16 protein-coding genes are annotated in these 16,071 nt (G+C 68.1%); 10 read left to right on the top strand and 6 right to left on the bottom strand.

Translation table 11 applies throughout. The annotated features are described in order from the left end of the window. From DQP58_RS14795 to DQP58_RS14840, 10 genes are all read left to right on the top strand, one after another. A partial coding sequence (locus tag DQP58_RS14795) for a WXG100 family type VII secretion target (protein WP_112709081.1) occupies positions 1-231 on the top strand: 231 nt, incomplete at its 5' end. 294 nt (positions 232-525) lie between these two features. Then, entirely contained in the window at positions 526-1,299 is a 774-nt protein-coding gene (locus tag DQP58_RS14800) for a response regulator transcription factor (RefSeq protein ID WP_112709082.1), read from the top strand. Next, positions 1,296-2,828, top strand: coding sequence for a sensor histidine kinase (locus tag DQP58_RS14805; protein ID WP_112709083.1), 1,533 nt, complete (start codon positions 1,296-1,298; stop codon positions 2,826-2,828). Before DQP58_RS14800 ends, DQP58_RS14805 begins: the two co-directional genes overlap by 4 nt. 210 nt (positions 2,829-3,038) lie before the next feature. Further along, positions 3,039-3,122 (top strand): potassium ABC transporter ATPase, encoded by an 84-nt coding sequence (locus tag DQP58_RS14810; RefSeq protein ID WP_112631949.1) that lies wholly within the window; start codon positions 3,039-3,041, stop codon positions 3,120-3,122. Next, positions 3,119-3,208 carry a potassium-transporting ATPase subunit F gene (locus DQP58_RS14815; RefSeq protein ID WP_112709084.1) on the top strand — a complete coding sequence of 30 codons (90 nt, stop codon included), beginning with the start codon at positions 3,119-3,121 and terminating at the stop codon, positions 3,206-3,208. The genes DQP58_RS14810 and DQP58_RS14815 overlap by 4 nt, the downstream gene beginning before the upstream one ends. Next, on the top strand, positions 3,209-4,879 hold the full coding sequence (gene kdpA, locus DQP58_RS14820) for a potassium-transporting ATPase subunit KdpA (RefSeq protein ID WP_112709085.1): 1,671 nt from the start codon (positions 3,209-3,211) through the stop codon (positions 4,877-4,879). It abuts the gene before it with no gap. Then, a complete protein-coding gene (kdpB, locus tag DQP58_RS14825; protein WP_112709086.1) occupies positions 4,879-7,032 on the top strand; it encodes a potassium-transporting ATPase subunit KdpB in 2,154 nt (717 codons plus the stop codon). Before kdpA ends, kdpB begins: the two co-directional genes overlap by 1 nt. A 1-nt stretch (position 7,033) precedes the next feature. Beyond that, positions 7,034-7,957, top strand: a complete 924-nt coding sequence (locus tag DQP58_RS14830) for a potassium-transporting ATPase subunit C (RefSeq protein WP_112709087.1) — start codon at positions 7,034-7,036, stop codon at positions 7,955-7,957. Between the two features lie 11 nt (positions 7,958-7,968). Next, the gene (locus DQP58_RS14835) at positions 7,969-10,545 is read left to right on the top strand and encodes a sensor histidine kinase (RefSeq protein WP_112709088.1); all 2,577 of its coding nucleotides are present in this window, start codon (positions 7,969-7,971) and stop codon (positions 10,543-10,545) included. Beyond that, complete coding sequence (locus DQP58_RS14840) at positions 10,542-11,222, top strand: response regulator (protein ID WP_112709089.1); 681 nt, start codon at positions 10,542-10,544, stop codon at positions 11,220-11,222. Before DQP58_RS14835 ends, DQP58_RS14840 begins: the two co-directional genes overlap by 4 nt. Positions 11,223-11,301: 79 nt before the next feature. On the opposite strand, the gene DQP58_RS14845 is transcribed toward DQP58_RS14840, so the two are convergent. From DQP58_RS14845 to DQP58_RS14870, 6 genes are all read right to left on the bottom strand, one after another. Then, positions 11,302-11,607: a hypothetical protein gene (locus tag DQP58_RS14845; RefSeq protein WP_112709090.1), complete on the bottom strand. Its 306-nt coding sequence runs from the start codon at positions 11,605-11,607 to the stop codon at positions 11,302-11,304. 101 nt (positions 11,608-11,708) lie between these two features. Beyond that, a complete protein-coding gene (locus tag DQP58_RS14850) occupies positions 11,709-12,656 on the bottom strand; it encodes a Ppx/GppA phosphatase family protein (RefSeq protein WP_112709091.1) in 948 nt (315 codons plus the stop codon). After that, a complete protein-coding gene (locus tag DQP58_RS14855) occupies positions 12,650-13,138 on the bottom strand; it encodes a DUF501 domain-containing protein (RefSeq protein ID WP_112709092.1) in 489 nt (162 codons plus the stop codon). The genes DQP58_RS14850 and DQP58_RS14855 overlap by 7 nt, the downstream gene beginning before the upstream one ends. Further along, positions 13,131-13,844 (bottom strand): FtsB family cell division protein, encoded by a 714-nt coding sequence (locus DQP58_RS14860; RefSeq protein ID WP_112709093.1) that lies wholly within the window; start codon positions 13,842-13,844, stop codon positions 13,131-13,133. Before DQP58_RS14860 ends, DQP58_RS14855 begins: the two co-directional genes overlap by 8 nt. A 20-nt stretch (positions 13,845-13,864) precedes the next feature. Next, complete coding sequence (gene eno / locus DQP58_RS14865; RefSeq protein ID WP_112709094.1) at positions 13,865-15,154, bottom strand: phosphopyruvate hydratase; 1,290 nt, start codon at positions 15,152-15,154, stop codon at positions 13,865-13,867. Positions 15,155-15,210: 56 nt separating this feature from the next. Continuing rightward, complete coding sequence (locus DQP58_RS14870; protein ID WP_112709106.1) at positions 15,211-15,939, bottom strand: lytic transglycosylase domain-containing protein; 729 nt, start codon at positions 15,937-15,939, stop codon at positions 15,211-15,213. Between the last annotated feature and the right edge of the window lie 132 nt (positions 15,940-16,071).

Here is a 16,071-nt window from a genome sequence, read left to right on the forward strand (position 1 = left end):
GCCCAGGCCGCGTCCTTGGAGGCCGAGCACCAGGCCATCGTTCGTGATGTGCTTGCTGCCGGCGACTTCTGGGGCGGTGCGGGTTCGGTGGCATGCCAGGAGTTCATCACCCAGTTGGGTCGCAACTTCCAGGTCATCTACGAGCAGGCCAACTCCCACGGACAGAAGGTCCAGTCCGCGGGCAGCAACATGGCCAGCACCGACAGCGCCGTCGGGTCCAGCTGGGCCTGACGCCTTCTCTCGACGCCGGGGCCGCGCACCGATCTGGTGCGCGGCCCCGGTTCTCGTATGCGGGTAGCCCAATCCACCCGTGCCGCAACGGCACTGACGAACTCGGCGATCCGGCCGCCGAGTAATCCGGAATCGGCAAGGGCCGCAACCCGATCCGGCGCGGCGCCGCGCCGGGTTCGCACCGGACCGGGGTGGGAGAACGGCCTCCCGCCGTGGCCGACGAGGGTTTGCCACATTTGAGAACTCTATGAACTCCGTGACAATCCTGTATGTGCCTTGCCACAATGTAGGAACATGACCGTGATGTCGGAATACTCCAGTTCGCAGCGCCCACGCCAGGCCATCCTGGGCCAGCTGCCCAGGATCTCCCGCGCCGACGGATCCCCCATCAGGGTTTTGCTGGTCGACGACGAGCCGGCGCTGACCAATCTGGTCAAGATGGCGCTGCACTACGAGGGCTGGGTGGTCGACATCGCCCACAACGGGCGCGAGGCCATGGCCAAGTTCGACCGGGTCAGCCCCGACGTCCTCGTCCTCGACATCATGCTTCCCGACGTCGACGGGTTGCGGATCCTGGAACGCGTCCGCCAGTCCGACGCTTACACTCCCACCCTCTTCCTCACCGCGCGGGACTCGGTGATGGACCGGGTCACCGGTCTGACCGCGGGCGCCGACGACTACATGACCAAGCCGTTCAGCCTCGAGGAACTGGTCGCCCGGCTGCGCGGGCTGCTTCGCCGGTCCGGCCAGCAACCCACGCCGACCGCCGAAACCCTCAAGGTCGGCGACCTCAAGATCGACAGCGCGAGCCGGGAGGTCACCCGGGCCGGCGACAAGATATCGCTGTCCTCCACCGAGTTCGAACTGCTGCGCTTCCTCATGCGCAATCCCCGTCGCGCGCTGAGCCGCACCGAGATCCTGGACCGCGTCTGGAATTACGACTTCGCCGGGCGCACCAGCATCGTCGATCTGTACATCTCGTACCTGCGAAAGAAGATCGACTCCGGGCGCGAACCGATGATTCATACCGTGCGCGGGGTGGGGTACATGCTGCGGCCGGCGGAATGACCCGAGTCCGGGGCACCGCCTCCGGGGATTTTTCCCGGTGGTTTCCCCACTCGCTGCGCCGCCAGTTGTTGCTCGGTGTGCTGGCTGTGGTCAGCGTGGTGCTGGTGACGGTCGGCATCGTCTCGGTGCTGAGCCTGCGCGGCTATGTCAACATCATGAGCGATGCCGACGTCGCCGAGTCCCTGGACGCGTTCAGCCATCAGTACACGAAATACCAGCACGGCGAACATGTTTCGTCGCATCCCGGCACCCCGCCGATCGACCAGGCGATGCTGGAGTTCACCGGGGAGACGCCGGGCAACCTCATCGCCGTGCTGCACAACGGCACCGTGATCGGGTCGGCGGTGTTCTCCGAGGATGAACCGAGGCCCGCGCCGCCCGACGTCGTCCGGGATCTGCAAGCGCAATCGTGGGGCGATGGACCGCCGCGCACCGAGATCCTCGGCCGGCTCGGGCCGCATCGCGTCGACAGCACCGTCGTCGGGTCCGACGTCCTGATCGTCGGGGTGTCGCAGAACCTCGCCGACCGCATCATCGCGCGCAAACAGCTCACCACCACCGTGCTCACCGCGACCGCGTTGGTGATCACCGCCGGGCTCACCGTGTGGGTGGTGGGCTACACGCTGCGCCCGCTGCGCCGGCTGGCGTCGATCGCCGCCGACGTCGCCGCCATGCCGCTCACCGGCGACGACCACCGGATCAGCGTCCGAGTCCCCCCGCAGGACACCAACCCGCAAAACGAGGTCGGGATCGTCGGGCACACGTTGAATCGCTTGTTGGACAACGTCGACAGCGCGCTGGCGCACCGGGTCGAGTCCGATCTGCGGATGCGCCAGTTCATCACCGACGCCAGCCACGAATTGCGCACACCGCTGGCCGCCATTCAGGGCTATGCCGAACTCACCCGGCAGGACAGCTCGGCGCTGCCGCCCACCACGGAATACGCGTTGGCCCGCATCGAGTCCGAGGCACGGCGGATGGCCTTACTCGTCGACGAATTGCTCCTGCTGTCCCGGCTGGGCGAAGGCCAAGACCTGCAATCCGAGGACGTCGACCTGGCCGAGGTGGTCAGCAATGCGGTCAACGACGCGCGGGTGGCCGCGTTGACGCACCACTGGGTCAAGGAACTGCCCGACGGGCCGGTGTGGGTGCGCGGCGATCACGCCCGGTTGCATCAGCTGGTCAGCAACCTGCTCAGCAACGCCCGCGTGCATACCCCGCCCGGGGTGACGGTGACGACCGGAATCACCTGTCGCCGTGACGGTCCCGCAGCGTATGCGGAAATAACCGTCGCCGACGACGGCCCGGGCATCGACGAGGACCTGCTGCCCAGGTTGTTCGAGCGGTTCGTCCGGGCCGACAAGTCGAGATCCAACGGCTCGGGCAACGGTTTGGGCCTGGCCATCGTCAGTTCGATCGTCAAGGCCCATCATGGTTCGGTCACGGCCGAATCCACCGAGGGCCGCACGGTTTTCCGGGTGCGGCTGCCGCTGGTGGACGATCCGGCCCACCCCGCGTCGAGCCGGTAATTCAGCCGGCCCCTCCTCGCACTTTGTCTGCGCATTTACCGGGTCGGCGGGCCGTAAAGGAAACGTAAAGAGCCGCTGCGGCGCTGTTAGGAAAGCGTCAACCCAAAGCCCGTTGCCCGCGTACCCCAATTAGTTTCGAGCTGACTTGGCCGGCGCGCGGTGGCTGGCTCGTCGAGGTCCTTTCGTATGCAGGCACGGGACGGAGAAGAGATGGGCGCGGTGGTGTATGTCGTGCTGACTGTGGCGGTGTTCGCCGCACTCGGCGTGGCCCAGAAGTTGGTCGAGCGACTGTGAACTACCAAAACGCGGTCGGCCTGGTGCTTTCGATCCTCGTTGCGCTCTACCTCGGGGTCGCGCTGCTGTTCCCGGAAAGGTTCTAAGTGAACACGACAACGGCCGGGGTCCTGTTCTTCGTCGTACTCGTGGCGGCGGTGGTGGTGGTGCATGTGCCCTTCGGCGACTACATGTTTCGCGTGTACACGTCGGAAAAAGACCTCCACGTCGAACGGCTGATCTACCGAGTGATCGGCGTCGACGCCCGCTCCGAGCAGACGTGGGGCGCCTATGCGCGCAGCGTGCTGGCGTTCTCGTCGGTCAGCGTCCTGTTCCTGTTCGGATTCCAGCTCGTGCAGGACAAGTTGCCGCTGCATCTGCACGATCCCGCCACGAAGATGACGCCCTCGCTGGCGTGGAACACCGCGGTCAGCTTCGTCACCAACACCAACTGGCAGGGCTACTCCGGTGAAACCACCCAGGGCCACCTGGTGCAGATGGCCGGCCTGGCGGTGCAGAACTTCGTGTCGGCCGCCGTCGGGATGGCGGTGGCCGTCGCGCTGGTGCGCGGGTTCGCCCGCCGACGCACCGGTGAGCTGGGCAATTTCTGGGTGGACCTGGTCCGCGGAACGCTGCGCATCCTGCTGCCCATCGCCGTCCTCAGCGCGATTCTGCTGGTGGCCGGGGGGGCGATCCAGAACTTCCACCTGCACGACCAGGTGGTCACGACCCTCAACGGCACCCAGCAGACCATCACCGGCGGCCCGGTGGCCAGCCAGGAGGTCATCAAGGAGCTCGGCACCAACGGCGGCGGCTTCTACAACGCGAACTCCGCGCACCCGTTCGAGAACCCGACGGTGTGGACCAACTGGCTGGAGATCTTCCTGATCCTGGTGATCGGCTTCTCGCTGCCACGCACCTTCGGGCGCATGGTGGGTAACACCAAGCAGGGCTTCGCGATTGCGGCCGTGATGGCGACGCTCTACACCACCAGCACGGCGTTCATGCTGTGGTTCCAGGCGCAACACCACGGCACGGTGCCGACGTCGGTCGGCGCGGCGATGGAGGGGGTCGAGCAGCGCTTCGGCGTCACTGATTCCGGGGTGTTCGCCGCCGCGACCACGCTGACCTCCACCGGCGCGGTCGACTCCACCCATGACTCGCTGACCAGCCTCGGCGGCATGATCGCGATGTTCAACATGCAGTTGGGCGAGGTCGCCCCCGGCGGCACCGGGTCGGGCCTGTACGGCATCCTCGTGCTGGCGGTGATCACCGTCTTCGTGGCCGGCCTGATGGTCGGGCGCACGCCGGAGTACCTCGGCAAGAAGATCAACCCGCGCGAGATCAAGCTCGCCGCAAGCTATTTCCTGGTCACCCCGTTGATCGTGCTGACCGGCACCGCGATCGCGATGGCGCTGCCGGGCGAACGGGCCGGCATGCTCAACGGCGGACCGCACGGGCTTTCGGAGGTCCTCTACGCGTTCACCTCGGCGGCCAACAACAACGGGTCGGCCTTCGCGGGCCTGAGCGCCAACACCGACTGGTACAACACGGCTCTCGGCCTGGCCATGGCGTTCGGCCGGTTTCTGCCCATCGTGCTCGTTCTGGCGTTGGCGGGGTCGCTGGCCAGGCAGGGCAGCACACCGGATTCCGCGGGCACCCTGCCCACCCACCGACCCCAATTCGTGGGCATGGTCGCCGGCGTCACGTTGATTGTCGTTGCCCTGACGTTCCTGCCCATGCTCGCGCTCGGGCCTCTCGCCGAAGGAATCCACTGATGACCGCGACCGCGATCCACCCCGCCGAGCAGCAGACCCAGCCGACGCCGCCCACCGGCAGGAAGCGGGTGCAGGGCGGGCTGCTCGACCCGAAGATGCTGTGGAAGTCCGCCCCGGATGCGCTGCGCAAGCTCGACCCGCGCAGCCTGTGGCGCAACCCGGTGATGCTGATCGTCGAAATCGGCGCCGCCTGGAGCACCGCGCTGGCGATCATCGACCCGACGTGGTTCGCCTTGCTGACCGTGATCTGGCTGTGGCTCACGGTGTTGTTCGCCAATCTCGCCGAGGCGGTGGCCGAAGGCCGCGGCAAGGCCCAGGCCGAGACGTTGCGCCGCGCCAAGACCCAGACCTTGGCGCGCCGCCTCAAGGAGTGGGCGCCCGGCGCGGCCGCGGTCGAGGAAGCGGTCGCCGCGCCGCAGTTGCAGCAGGGCGACGTCGTGGTGGTCGAGGCGGGACAGGTGATCCCCGGCGACGGCGACGTGGTGGAAGGCATTGCGTCGGTGGACGAATCGGCCATCACCGGCGAATCGGCCCCGGTGATCCGCGAGTCCGGCGGCGACCGGTCGGCGGTCACCGGCGGCACCACCGTGCTCAGCGACCGCATCGTCGTGCGGATCACCCAGAAGCCCGGGGAGAGCTTCATCGACCGGATGATCGCGCTCGTCGAGGGCGCCAACCGGCAGAAGACCCCGAACGAGATCGCGTTGAACATCCTGCTGGCCGCGTTGACGATCATCTTCGTGTTCGCCGTCGCGACCCTGCAGCCGTTGGCGATCTACGCCAAGGCAAACAACCCGGGCGTCCCGGATGGCCAGGCGCTGGACGCAAGCGGTGTCACCGGCATCGTGATGGTGTCGTTGCTGGTGTGCCTGATCCCGACGACGATCGGTGCGCTGCTGTCGGCCATCGGCATCGCCGGCATGGACCGGCTGGTGCAGCGCAACGTGCTCGCCATGTCCGGGCGGGCGGTGGAGGCCGCCGGCGACGTCAACACCCTGCTGCTGGACAAGACGGGCACCATCACGCTGGGCAACCGGCAGGCCGCGGCCTTCATCCCGCTCGACGGCATCTCCGCCGAGCAGCTGGCCGACGCCGCCCAGCTGTCCAGCCTGGCCGACGAAACACCCGAGGGCCGTTCGGTTGTCGTGTTCGCCAAGCAGCACTTCGGGCTGCGTGCGCGCACACCGGGTGAGCTGTCCCAGGCCCAATGGGTGACGTTCTCGGCCTCCACCCGGATGTCGGGCGTCGACCTCGACGGTCACCTGCTGCGCAAGGGCGCGGCGAGCTCGGTCGCGGAATGGGCCCGCGCCCAAGGCGGCAAGGTCCCCCCGCAGCTCGGTCAGGTCGTCGACGGCATCTCCGCCGGGGGCGGCACCCCGCTGGTCGTCGGCGAATGTCGGGGCGGCGAGGCGAGAGTGCTGGGGGTCATCCACCTCAAGGACGTCGTCAAGCAGGGCATGCGCGAGCGGTTCGACGAGATGCGCAAGATGGGCATCCGGACGGTGATGATCACCGGCGATAACCCGTTGACGGCCAAGGCAATCGCCGACGAAGCGGGCGTGGACGACTTCCTGGCCGAGGCCACGCCCGAGGACAAGCTCGACCTGATCAAGCGCGAGCAGGAGGGCGGCAAGCTGGTCGCGATGACGGGCGACGGCACCAACGACGCACCCGCACTGGCTCAGGCCGACGTGGGGGTGGCGATGAACACCGGCACGTCGGCCGCCAAAGAGGCCGGCAACATGGTGGACCTGGACTCCGATCCCACCAAACTCATCGAGATCGTCGAGATCGGCAAGCAGCTGCTGATCACCCGGGGCGCGCTGACCACCTTCTCGATCGCCAACGACATCGCGAAGTACTTCGCGATCATCCCGGCGATGTTCGTCGCACTGTTTCCCGGCCTGGATCTGCTCAACGTGATGCGGCTGCACAGCCCGCAATCGGCCATCCTGTCCGCGGTCATATTCAACGCGATCATCATCGTGCTGCTGATCCCGCTGTCGCTGCGCGGCGTGCGGTACACGCCGAGCAGCGCGTCAAAGTTGTTGAGCCGCAACCTCTATGTCTATGGCCTCGGCGGCATCGTCGCCCCGTTCATCGGAATCAAGGCGATCGACCTGATCGTCCAATTCATCCCAGGGATGTCCTGACATGACGTTCTCGAACTTCGTCCGCCTGCACTGGGCGGCACTGCGCACGCTGCTCGTACTGACCGCGATCACCGGCCTGGCCTATCCCCTGTTCATCTGGGTCATCGCGCAATTTCCCGGGCTGCGCGACCAGGCCGAAGGGTCGATTCTGACCGCCAACGGAAAGCCGGTGGGCAGCAGACTGATCGGCCAATCGTTCACCGATTCCAGCGGCAACGCGCTGCCGCAGTACTTCCAGAGTCGCCCGTCGGCCGCCGGCATCGGGTATGACCCGACGTCGTCGGGCGGCAGCAACCTGGGCCCGGAAAGCATCGTCGACACGCCCGCCGACCCGGCCCAACTGGCGGCCGGAAAGTCGGCGTCGGATGCGGGCTTCAAACCGAGCCTGTTGACGACGGTGTGCGCGCGCAGCGCCGCGGTCGGCAGGCTGGAGGGGGTCGACGGGTCGCGACCGTTCTGCACGGGCGGCGGCGTGGGTGCGGTGCTGTCGGTGATCGGCCCGCGGGACACGCGCGGCAGCGTCATCCGTCCGACCCGGGTGGTCAGCGTGAACGAGCCGTGCGGATCGACAGCCGCCCCTTTCCTCACCGTCTACCAGGGTGTGCGTGTCGAATGCGCCAAATACGGCGAAGACTATTCGATCGGCCAGATCGTGCCGATCCGCGGCGCCGCCCCGGCCGTCCCGGCGGTGCCGGCCGACGCGGTGACCGCCAGCGGCAGCGGCCTGGACCCGAACATCTCTCCCGCCTACGCCGAGATTCAGGTGGCACGGGTGGCCAAAGTCCGCCACGTCAGCGCAGATCAGATCCGTGCAGTGGTCGCGCGGAACCAGAGCGGGCGCGGACTCGGGTTCTTCGGCGAACCGTGCGTCAATGTGCTGCAACTTAATCTGCAACTCGACCGCCGGTATCCGGTCACGAGCTAGCGGCGAGGGGGATGATGGTTGACGTGAGTGACGTCAGCCTCCGCGACCACCATCCCAAGCGCGGGGAGCTACGCATCTACCTCGGTGCGGCTCCGGGCGTGGGTAAGACGTACTCGATGTTGGGCGAAGCGCATCGGCGGCTGGAACGCGGCACCGATCTGGTGGCGGGCGTGGTGGAAACCCACGGGCGCTCGAAAACCGCTGAGCTGCTTGAGGGCATCGAGGTGATCCCGCCGCGCCATGTCGAATATCGCGGCGGCAGCTTCCCCGAACTCGACGTGCCGGCCGTGTTGGCGCGACACCCCCAGGTCGTGCTGGTCGACGAGCTTGCGCACACCAATACGCCGGGCAGCAAGAACCCCAAGCGGTGGCAGGACGTCGAGGAACTGCTCGACGCCGGCATCACCGTGATCTCCACCGTCAACGTCCAGCACCTGGAAAGCCTCAACGACGTCGTCGCGCAGATCACCGGCATCGAGCAGAAGGAGACCATACCGGACTTCATCGTGCGCCAGGCGTCGCAGGTCGAGCTCATCGACATCACGCCGGAGGCGTTGCGGCGCAGGCTGTCTCACGGCAATGTCTACGCGCCCGATCGCATCGACGCCGCGCTGTCGAACTACTTTCGCCGTGGAAACCTCACCGCGCTAAGGGAATTGGCGCTGCTGTGGCTGGCCGACCAGGTCGACACGGCCCTGGCCAAATACCGGGCCGAGAACAAGATCACCGACATGTGGGAGGCCCGCGAACGGGTCGTCGTCGCGGTCACCGGTGGCCCCGAGTCCGAAACGCTGGTACGACGGGCATCCCGGATCGCCTCGAAGTCGACCGCCGAGCTGATGGTGGTGCACGTCATCCGCGGCGACGGGCTGGCCGGGTTGTCGGAGTCGCGGATGGCCAAGATCCGGGAACTGGCCAGCAGCCTGGACGCGTCGATGCACACCGTGGTCGGCGACGAGGTACCCACGGCGCTACTGGAATTCGCCCGCGAGATGAACGCCACACAGCTGGTGATCGGCACCTCGCGGCGGTCGCGCTGGGCGCGGCTGTTCGAGGAGGGCATCGGCCCGCGGATCGTCGAGCTGTCGGGAAAGATCGACGTGCACCTGGTCACCCACGAGGAATCCAAGCGCGGATTCCGCGCGTCCTCGCTGGCGCCCCGGGAGCGCCGGGTGGCGTCATGGCTGGCGGCCTTGATCGTGCCGTCGGTCATCTGCGCGATCACGGTGACGACGCTGGACCCGTATCTGGACACCGGCGGCGAGAGCGCCCTGTTCTTCGTCGGCGTGCTGCTGGTCGGGCTGTTGGGGGGCATTGCGCCCGCGGTGCTTTCGGCCGTGCTGTCCGGGTTGCTGCTGAATTATTTCCTGATCGCCCCGCGGCACAGCTTCACCATCGCCGAACCCAACAGCGCCATCACCGAATTGGTGCTGCTGCTCATCGCGGTCGCCGTCGCGGTGCTGGTCGACTTCGCCGCCAAACGTACCCGGGAAGCGCGGCGCGCCTCGCAGGAGGCCGAGCTGCTGACCCTGTTCGCCGGTTCGGTGCTGCGCGGCGCCGATCTGGAAACGCTGCTCGAGCGAGTCCGTGAGACCTACGCACAGCGGACCGTCAGCATGCTGCGCGAGCCCGACGACCAAGCGCGCGCCGGCGGCAAGAAGAGTGAGGTGGTGGCGTGTGTGGGCCGCGATCCCTGTGTGACAATCGATTCCGCCGACAGCGCGATCGAGGTCGGTGACGACGAGTTCTGGATGCTGCTGGCCGGCAGGAAGCTTTCCGCGCGCGACCGGCGGGTGCTCGGCGCGGTGGCCAGGCAGGCCGCGGGTTTGATCAGGCAACGCGAGCTCGCCGAGGAAGCCAGCCGCGCCGAGGCGATCGTGCGGGCCGACGAACTGCGGCGTTCCCTGCTGTCGGCGGTCAGCCACGACCTGCGGACCCCTCTGGCGGCGGCCAAGGTCGCGGTCTCGAGCCTGCGCGCCGAAGACGTCGCCTTCTCCCCCACCGACACCGCCGAATTGCTGGCCACCATCGAGGAATCGATCGACCAGCTGACCGCGCTGGTCGGAAACCTGCTTGACTCATCGCGTTTGGCTGCCGGGGTCATCCACCCGGACCTGCACGTCGTGTATTTGGAGGAGACCGTGCAGCGGGCCCTGGTCAGCATCGGGGCGGGCGCCACCGGTTTCTTCCGGTCCGCGATCGACCGGGTCAAGGTCGACGTCGCCGATGCGATGGTGATGGCCGATGCGGGGCTGCTAGAACGGGTGCTCGCCAATCTGATCGACAACGCGCTGCGTTACGCGCCCAACTGTGTGGTGCGGGTCAACGCCGGACGGGTGGGCGATCGCGTGCTGATCAACGTCATCGACGAAGGTCCCGGAATCCCGCACGGGGCCGAGGAGCAGATGTTCGCAGCGTTTCAGCGGCTCGGTGATCACGACAACACCACCGGCGTGGGCCTGGGGATGTCGGTGGCGCGGGGCTTCGTCGAAGCGATGGGCGGGACAATTACGGCCACCGACACCCCGGGAGGCGGCCTGACCGTGATCGTGGATTTGGCTGCGCCGCACCACATGGGCGCGCTGTGACTCGCGTTTTGGTGATCGACGACGAGCCGCAGATCCTGCGCGCACTGCGCATCAACCTGTCCGTGCGGGGTTATGAGGTGATCACCGCGTCCAGCGGCACCGGGGCATTGCGGGCCGCCGCCGAACACAAGCCCGACGTGGTGATCCTCGACCTCGGCCTGCCCGACATCTCCGGGATCGACGTGCTGGCGGGTCTGCGCGGCTGGCTCACCGCGCCGGTCATCGTGTTGTCGGCGCGCACCGATTCGTCGGACAAGGTCGAGGCGCTGGACGCCGGGGCCGATGACTACGTCACGAAACCCTTTGGCATGGACGAGTTCCTGGCGCGGCTGCGCGCTGCGGTCCGGCGCAACACCGCGGCCTCCGAACTCGAACAACCGGTCATCGAGACCGAATCGTTCACCGTCGACCTGGCCGCCAAGAAGGTAACCAAGAACGGCAGCGAGATTCACCTCACCCCGACCGAGTGGGGGATGCTCGAAGTCCTCGTCCGCAACCGCGGCAAGTTGGTCGGCCGCGAGGAGCTTCTCAAGGAGGTGTGGGGGCCGGCGTATGCCACCGAAACCCATTACCTGCGCGTGTATCTCGCGCAGCTGCGCCGCAAACTCGAGGATGACCCCTCGCATCCCAAGCACCTGCTGACCGAGTCCGGGATGGGGTATCGGTTCGAGGCGTGAGACGTGCGGCGTTTGTCTTGCGGCCGGCTGGGCGCCAGATTCACTGCAGCCACTCTGGCCTCCGCGCGGGTAGGTCAGTTCATTGCCCGCCTCGCAGCGACAACTTGGCCTCCTCACGCAGCGCCAGCACGCGCTGATGGATCCGATGTTCGGTGCCGCGCGGCATGTACCCGGGCCCGTACCGGCCCCGCCCGAGGCGCCGCACCCGGCCGCGTTGGATCTCCCAGCGCAGGGCATCCGAGATCGCCTTCGATGGCCTGCCGCGCACCCCGAAGCTGTGCCAGGTGAGCGCCTCGATCAATTCCGCGATGGTCGCCGGGCCATGCACCGCCAGCTGCATCGCCAGCACGTAGCGCAGTTCGATTCCTTTGAGTGAATAGCCCATCCCCGGACGGTCGCACACGGGTAGGACACCGACCGAGTTGTCGCTACGAGGCGGGCAAAAGACATGTCCACTTTTGTAGGGGCCGGTGTGTCGGATGTGACCTACCCGGCGATGGACAACACGATGCCGTCCAGGATGTCGTGCTCGCTGACGATCAGCTCGTCGATGCCCGCCCGGGCGCGCAGCTCGCGGGCCAACTCCTCGACCACGATGGCTCCCCCGGCGATCACATCGGCGCGCCCCGCATGCATCGGCGGCAGCGCCGCGCGCTCGGCCCGCGTCATGCCGATCAGCCGTTCGCACACCGCCAGCAGGTCGTCACCGGCGACGCGCGAAAGATGGATGGCCGCAGAGTCATACGTCGTCAGGTGGTGGGCAACCGCGGACAGGGTGGTCATCGTCCCGGCCAGCCCGACCCAGGTCTTCGCCCCCTCGACGGGCACCACACCGAGCGCCACCTCGAGCCGCTCGCGCACCACCCGGCGCGCCGCCGCGACTTCCTCGGGCGTCGGGGGGTCCGAATGCAGGCACCGTTCGGTCAGCCGCACGCAGCCGATGTCGGCCGAGTAGCTGGCCGTCACCGCATGGCCGCCGGTGACGATCTCGGTGGAGCCGCCACCCAGGTCGACGACGACGAAAGGCCCTGCCGCGGCGTCTAACTCGCCGACGGCGCCGCGGAACGACAGCGAGGCCTCCTCGGCGCCGGTGATCACCTCCGCCACCGCCCCGGGCAGCACCGCGCCCAGCACGTCGGCGGTCATCGCGAAGAACGCGTCGCGGTTGGCGACGTCGCGAGCTGCGGAGGTGGCTACCATCCGCACCCGTTGTGCCCCATGGCGTTTCAGCAGCGACGCGTAGTCGGTGAGCGCCGCGCGGGTGCGGGCTATCGCATCGGCCGCGAATTCACCGGTCGCGTCGACACCCTGGCCCAGCCGCACGATGCGCGTCTCGCGGTGCACGTCACGCAGCCTCCCACCGTCGACGTCGGCGATCAGCAATCGAATCGAGTTGGTGCCGCAGTCGATTCCGGCCAGCCTGCCGTTCACCATCGGCCGTTCTCCAAGATGCCGGCCATCGCGGGCTCGCCGGCCAGGATCGCCAGTGCCTCGTCGCCGAACGGGTTCACACCGGGCCCCTTGGCCAGCGAATGGGCGATGAGCACGTGCAGGCACTTGACCCGGTCGGGCATTCCGCCGCCGGAGAAGGTGGTGCCCAGCGATTCGATCGCGTCCCGTTCGGCCAGATACGACTCGTGGGCGCGCCGGTAGGCGGCCGCCAACTCCGGGTCCTGGCCCAGCCGTTCGGTCATCTCGCGCATCAACCCCGTCGTCTCCAGCCGGCTGGCGGCCGCCGTCAGCGCCGGATGGGTCAGGTAGTACAACGTCGGAAAAGGCGTGCCGTCGGGCAGTTTCGGTGCCGTCTTCACCACCCCGGGCTCACCATTCGGGCAACGGTAGGCGATTTCGATAACCCCGCGCGGCTCGCGCCCGAGCTGGCGCGCCACCGCTGCCAGGTCGGCACGATCAACCACCGGGACCCGGGGGATTCGGTGCGGTCACCGGACCGGGAGAGCCCGGTTCGGCCGGAGGCGGCGGGCTCTGCGGCGCAGGCGGATTGGCCGGCGGCAGGTGCGGGGCGTCGGCGATGGTGTGCCACAGCGACGTGTACCAGGGGTCGGTGTTGGCCGGCTTCGTCGACGGGGATCCGGGCTGCGTCGGCTCGGCCGCCGTCGGCGGAAGCTGCACCTGGAATGGGATGTCACCGGGCTTGACGAAGCCGAGCCGCTCGCGGGCCTGCGCCGCAATGTAGGCCGGGTCACCGAGTTTGGCCTTGCGCTGCTCTAAGTCGGCGACCTGACGGCGCAGCGCCGCCTCGGTGGCGGCCAGCTGGTTCATCTCGGTGCGCTGGGCGAAGTAGGTGCGCACCGGTCCGGCGATGGTCAAAGTCAGCACGCAGATCACCGCGGCAAGCACCGCCGCCCGGCGCGCGGTGAAACCCAGCCGCTGCTCGGAGCGCTGCTCGACCGATTCGGCGGCCTGACGCACGATGGGCTCGACGACATGTTCTTGCTGCGTTCGCGCCGTGGCGCGGCCGGCCTGGTTCGCGGTGGGCGATGTCCGCGACGACGGCTTGGAGGACGGCTTGGCTGAGCGACGGCGCCGACCCGTATCACCGGCCTTCCCGGGGCGTGATGCCGGGGAGCGCCGTTTGGAGTCGGGCCGTTTCGCGTCAGCCATGTCAACCGTTGCGCGTCAAGCTATTTCGCCTCCACGGCATAACGCGGGAAGGCCAGGTCGCCGGCATAGCGGGCGGCGTCACCGAGCGCCTCCTCGATCCGCAGCAGCTGGTTGTACTTGGCGACGCGCTCGCTGCGGGCCGGTGCGCCGGTCTTGATCTGCCCGCTGCCCACGGCCACCGCCAGGTCGGCGATGGTGGTGTCCTCGGTTTCGCCGCTGCGGTGGCTCATCATCGTGCGATAGCCGCTGTGGTGGGCGAGCGCGACGGCGTCCAGCGTCTCGGTCAGCGTGCCGATCTGATTCACCTTGACCAGCAAGGCGTTTGCCACGCCCTTGTCGATGCCCTCTTCCAGGCGTTCGGGATTGGTGACGAAGATGTCGTCACCGACCAACTGCACCCGGTCACCGATCGACGCGGTCAGGGTCGCCCAGCCGTCCCAATCGTCTTCCGACAGCGGGTCTTCGATGGACACCAGCGGATACGAGCCGAGCAGCCCGGCGTAGAAGTCGGCCATCTGCGCGGCGGTGCGGGTGCTGCCCTCGAACTTGTAGCCGGTCTGATCGGTGAAGAATTCGGTGGCCGCCGCGTCGAGCGCCAGCGCCACGTCGGCACCGGGTTTGAAACCGACCGACTCGATGGCCCGGCTGATCAGGTCCAGGGCCGCGGTGGTGCCCGCCACGTCGGGGGCGAAGCCGCCCTCGTCGCCCAGGCCGGTGCTCAGGCCCTCCTTCTTGAGCACCGACTTCAGCGCGTGATACACCTCCGCACCCCAGCGCAGCGCCTCGGCGAAGCTGGGCGCACCGATCGGCGCCACCATGAACTCCTGGATGTCGACGGCGGTGTCGGCGTGCGCGCCGCCGTTGAGGATGTTCATCATCGGCACCGGCAGGATGTGCGCGTTCGGGCCGCCGAGATAGCGGAACAGCGGCAGCTCGGCGGAATCGGCGGCGGCCTTGGCCACGGCAAGCGAGACGCCCAGGATCGCGTTGCCGCCCAGCCGCGACTTGTCGGGCGTGCCGTCCAGATCCAGCAGCGCCTGGTCCACCAACCGCTGATCGTCGGCGTTCAGGCCGATCACCGCCGGGCCGATCTCGTCGAGCACGGCCTGCACCGCCTTCTGCACGCCCTTGCCGCCGTAACGCTCGCCGCCGTCGCGCAGCTCGACGGCCTCGTGTTCGCCCGTCGACGCGCCGGAGGGCACCGCGGCGCGGGCGAACGTTCCGTCGATCAGGGCAATCTCGACCTCGACTGTCGGGTTTCCGCGGGAATCGAGGATTTCGCGGGCCCCGACCTGCTCGATAATCGGCACTGAGTTCTCCTTGCGTCGTAGCCGGTGCGTGCTTCGCCGGTCAGCGATACATCCTGCTACAGCGGGTGACCTTTCGCGTAGGCGGTGGCCCAATCGCGGACCGCCCGGGCGTACACCCCGGAGTTGTTGTAGGCCCGCAGCGCGGTGATCCAGCCGCGCGGGGTGGCGAGATCCTTTCCGCGCCAACACAGGTAACCGGCCGCGGCGAGCGCGGCGTCGTCGATGTTGTCCGGGCTGACGCGACCGTCGTTGTGAGCGTCGACCCCATAGAGCCGCCACGTCTCCGGGATGAACTGCATCGGCCCCATGGCGCGCGTCACACCGTCGTCGTCGGTGACGGCTTCCTCGGTGTCAACGATGCGTAGCGTGCCGCCGCTGCCGTCGAGCCGGACACCCCGAATCGGGGGGCTCACATCGCCGTTGGGTGCCAGCCGCGCGCCGCGGTAGGTGCCGTGGTGGCTCTCGACCTGGCCGATGCCGGCCAGCGTGGTCCACGCGATGTGGCATTTCGGGTTCTCGACTTCGGCAACCCGCGCCGCGTAGGCGTAGGCCTCGAGCGCGATCACCGGGATTTCGAGTCCCGCCGACCGCTGCGCCGCCCAGTCCCGCAACTGATCCGCGGGCCGGCCGCTGGCATGGGTGTCCACGGCGGGCACCGGATCCCCGGCCGGTGGCGGCACGCCGTCGGGGATGAACAGGCTGAGCTGCCAGGTGCAGCTGGAGGCCAGAACGATCGCGGTCGCGCCGATCACGGCGGCCGCGCGCATCCAACGCCTCGGCGACACCATGCTTTCCTGAGCTCCCCTAAACTCGCCTGCACCAACTTCCGCCACACCATCGTCCCATGCGTCCGGGAGCTGCCCGGCCGCCTCGGGCCCCGGCGCACCGACTTTCCGCCGGTTTCAGCTAATCCCCGG

The sequence above is a fragment of the Mycobacterium colombiense genome, from assembly GCF_003284975.1.
Taxonomy (GTDB): Bacteria; Actinomycetota; Actinomycetes; order Mycobacteriales; family Mycobacteriaceae; genus Mycobacterium; species Mycobacterium europaeum_A.

What these genes read in the sequence shown, in the direction of transcription:
- DQP58_RS14830 (WP_112709087.1), top strand. Translation starts at nt 7,034, where the DNA reads ATGACGTTCTCGAACTTCGTCCGCCTGCACTGGGCGGCACTGCGCACG.
- kdpB (WP_112709086.1), top strand. Translation starts at nt 4,879, where the DNA reads ATGACCGCGACCGCGATCCACCCCGCCGAGCAGCAGACCCAGCCGACG.
- DQP58_RS14850 (WP_112709091.1), bottom strand. Translation starts at nt 12,656, where the DNA reads ATGGTGAACGGCAGGCTGGCCGGAATCGACTGCGGCACCAACTCGATT.
- DQP58_RS14805 (WP_112709083.1), top strand. Translation starts at nt 1,296, where the DNA reads ATGACCCGAGTCCGGGGCACCGCCTCCGGGGATTTTTCCCGGTGGTTT.
- DQP58_RS14860 (WP_112709093.1), bottom strand. Translation starts at nt 13,844, where the DNA reads ATGGCTGACGCGAAACGGCCCGACTCCAAACGGCGCTCCCCGGCATCA.
- DQP58_RS14835 (WP_112709088.1), top strand. Translation starts at nt 7,969, where the DNA reads ATGATGGTTGACGTGAGTGACGTCAGCCTCCGCGACCACCATCCCAAG.
- DQP58_RS14845 (WP_112709090.1), bottom strand. Translation starts at nt 11,607, where the DNA reads ATGGGCTATTCACTCAAAGGAATCGAACTGCGCTACGTGCTGGCGATG.
- DQP58_RS14810 (WP_112631949.1), top strand. Translation starts at nt 3,039, where the DNA reads ATGGGCGCGGTGGTGTATGTCGTGCTGACTGTGGCGGTGTTCGCCGCA.
- DQP58_RS14800 (WP_112709082.1), top strand. Translation starts at nt 526, where the DNA reads ATGACCGTGATGTCGGAATACTCCAGTTCGCAGCGCCCACGCCAGGCC.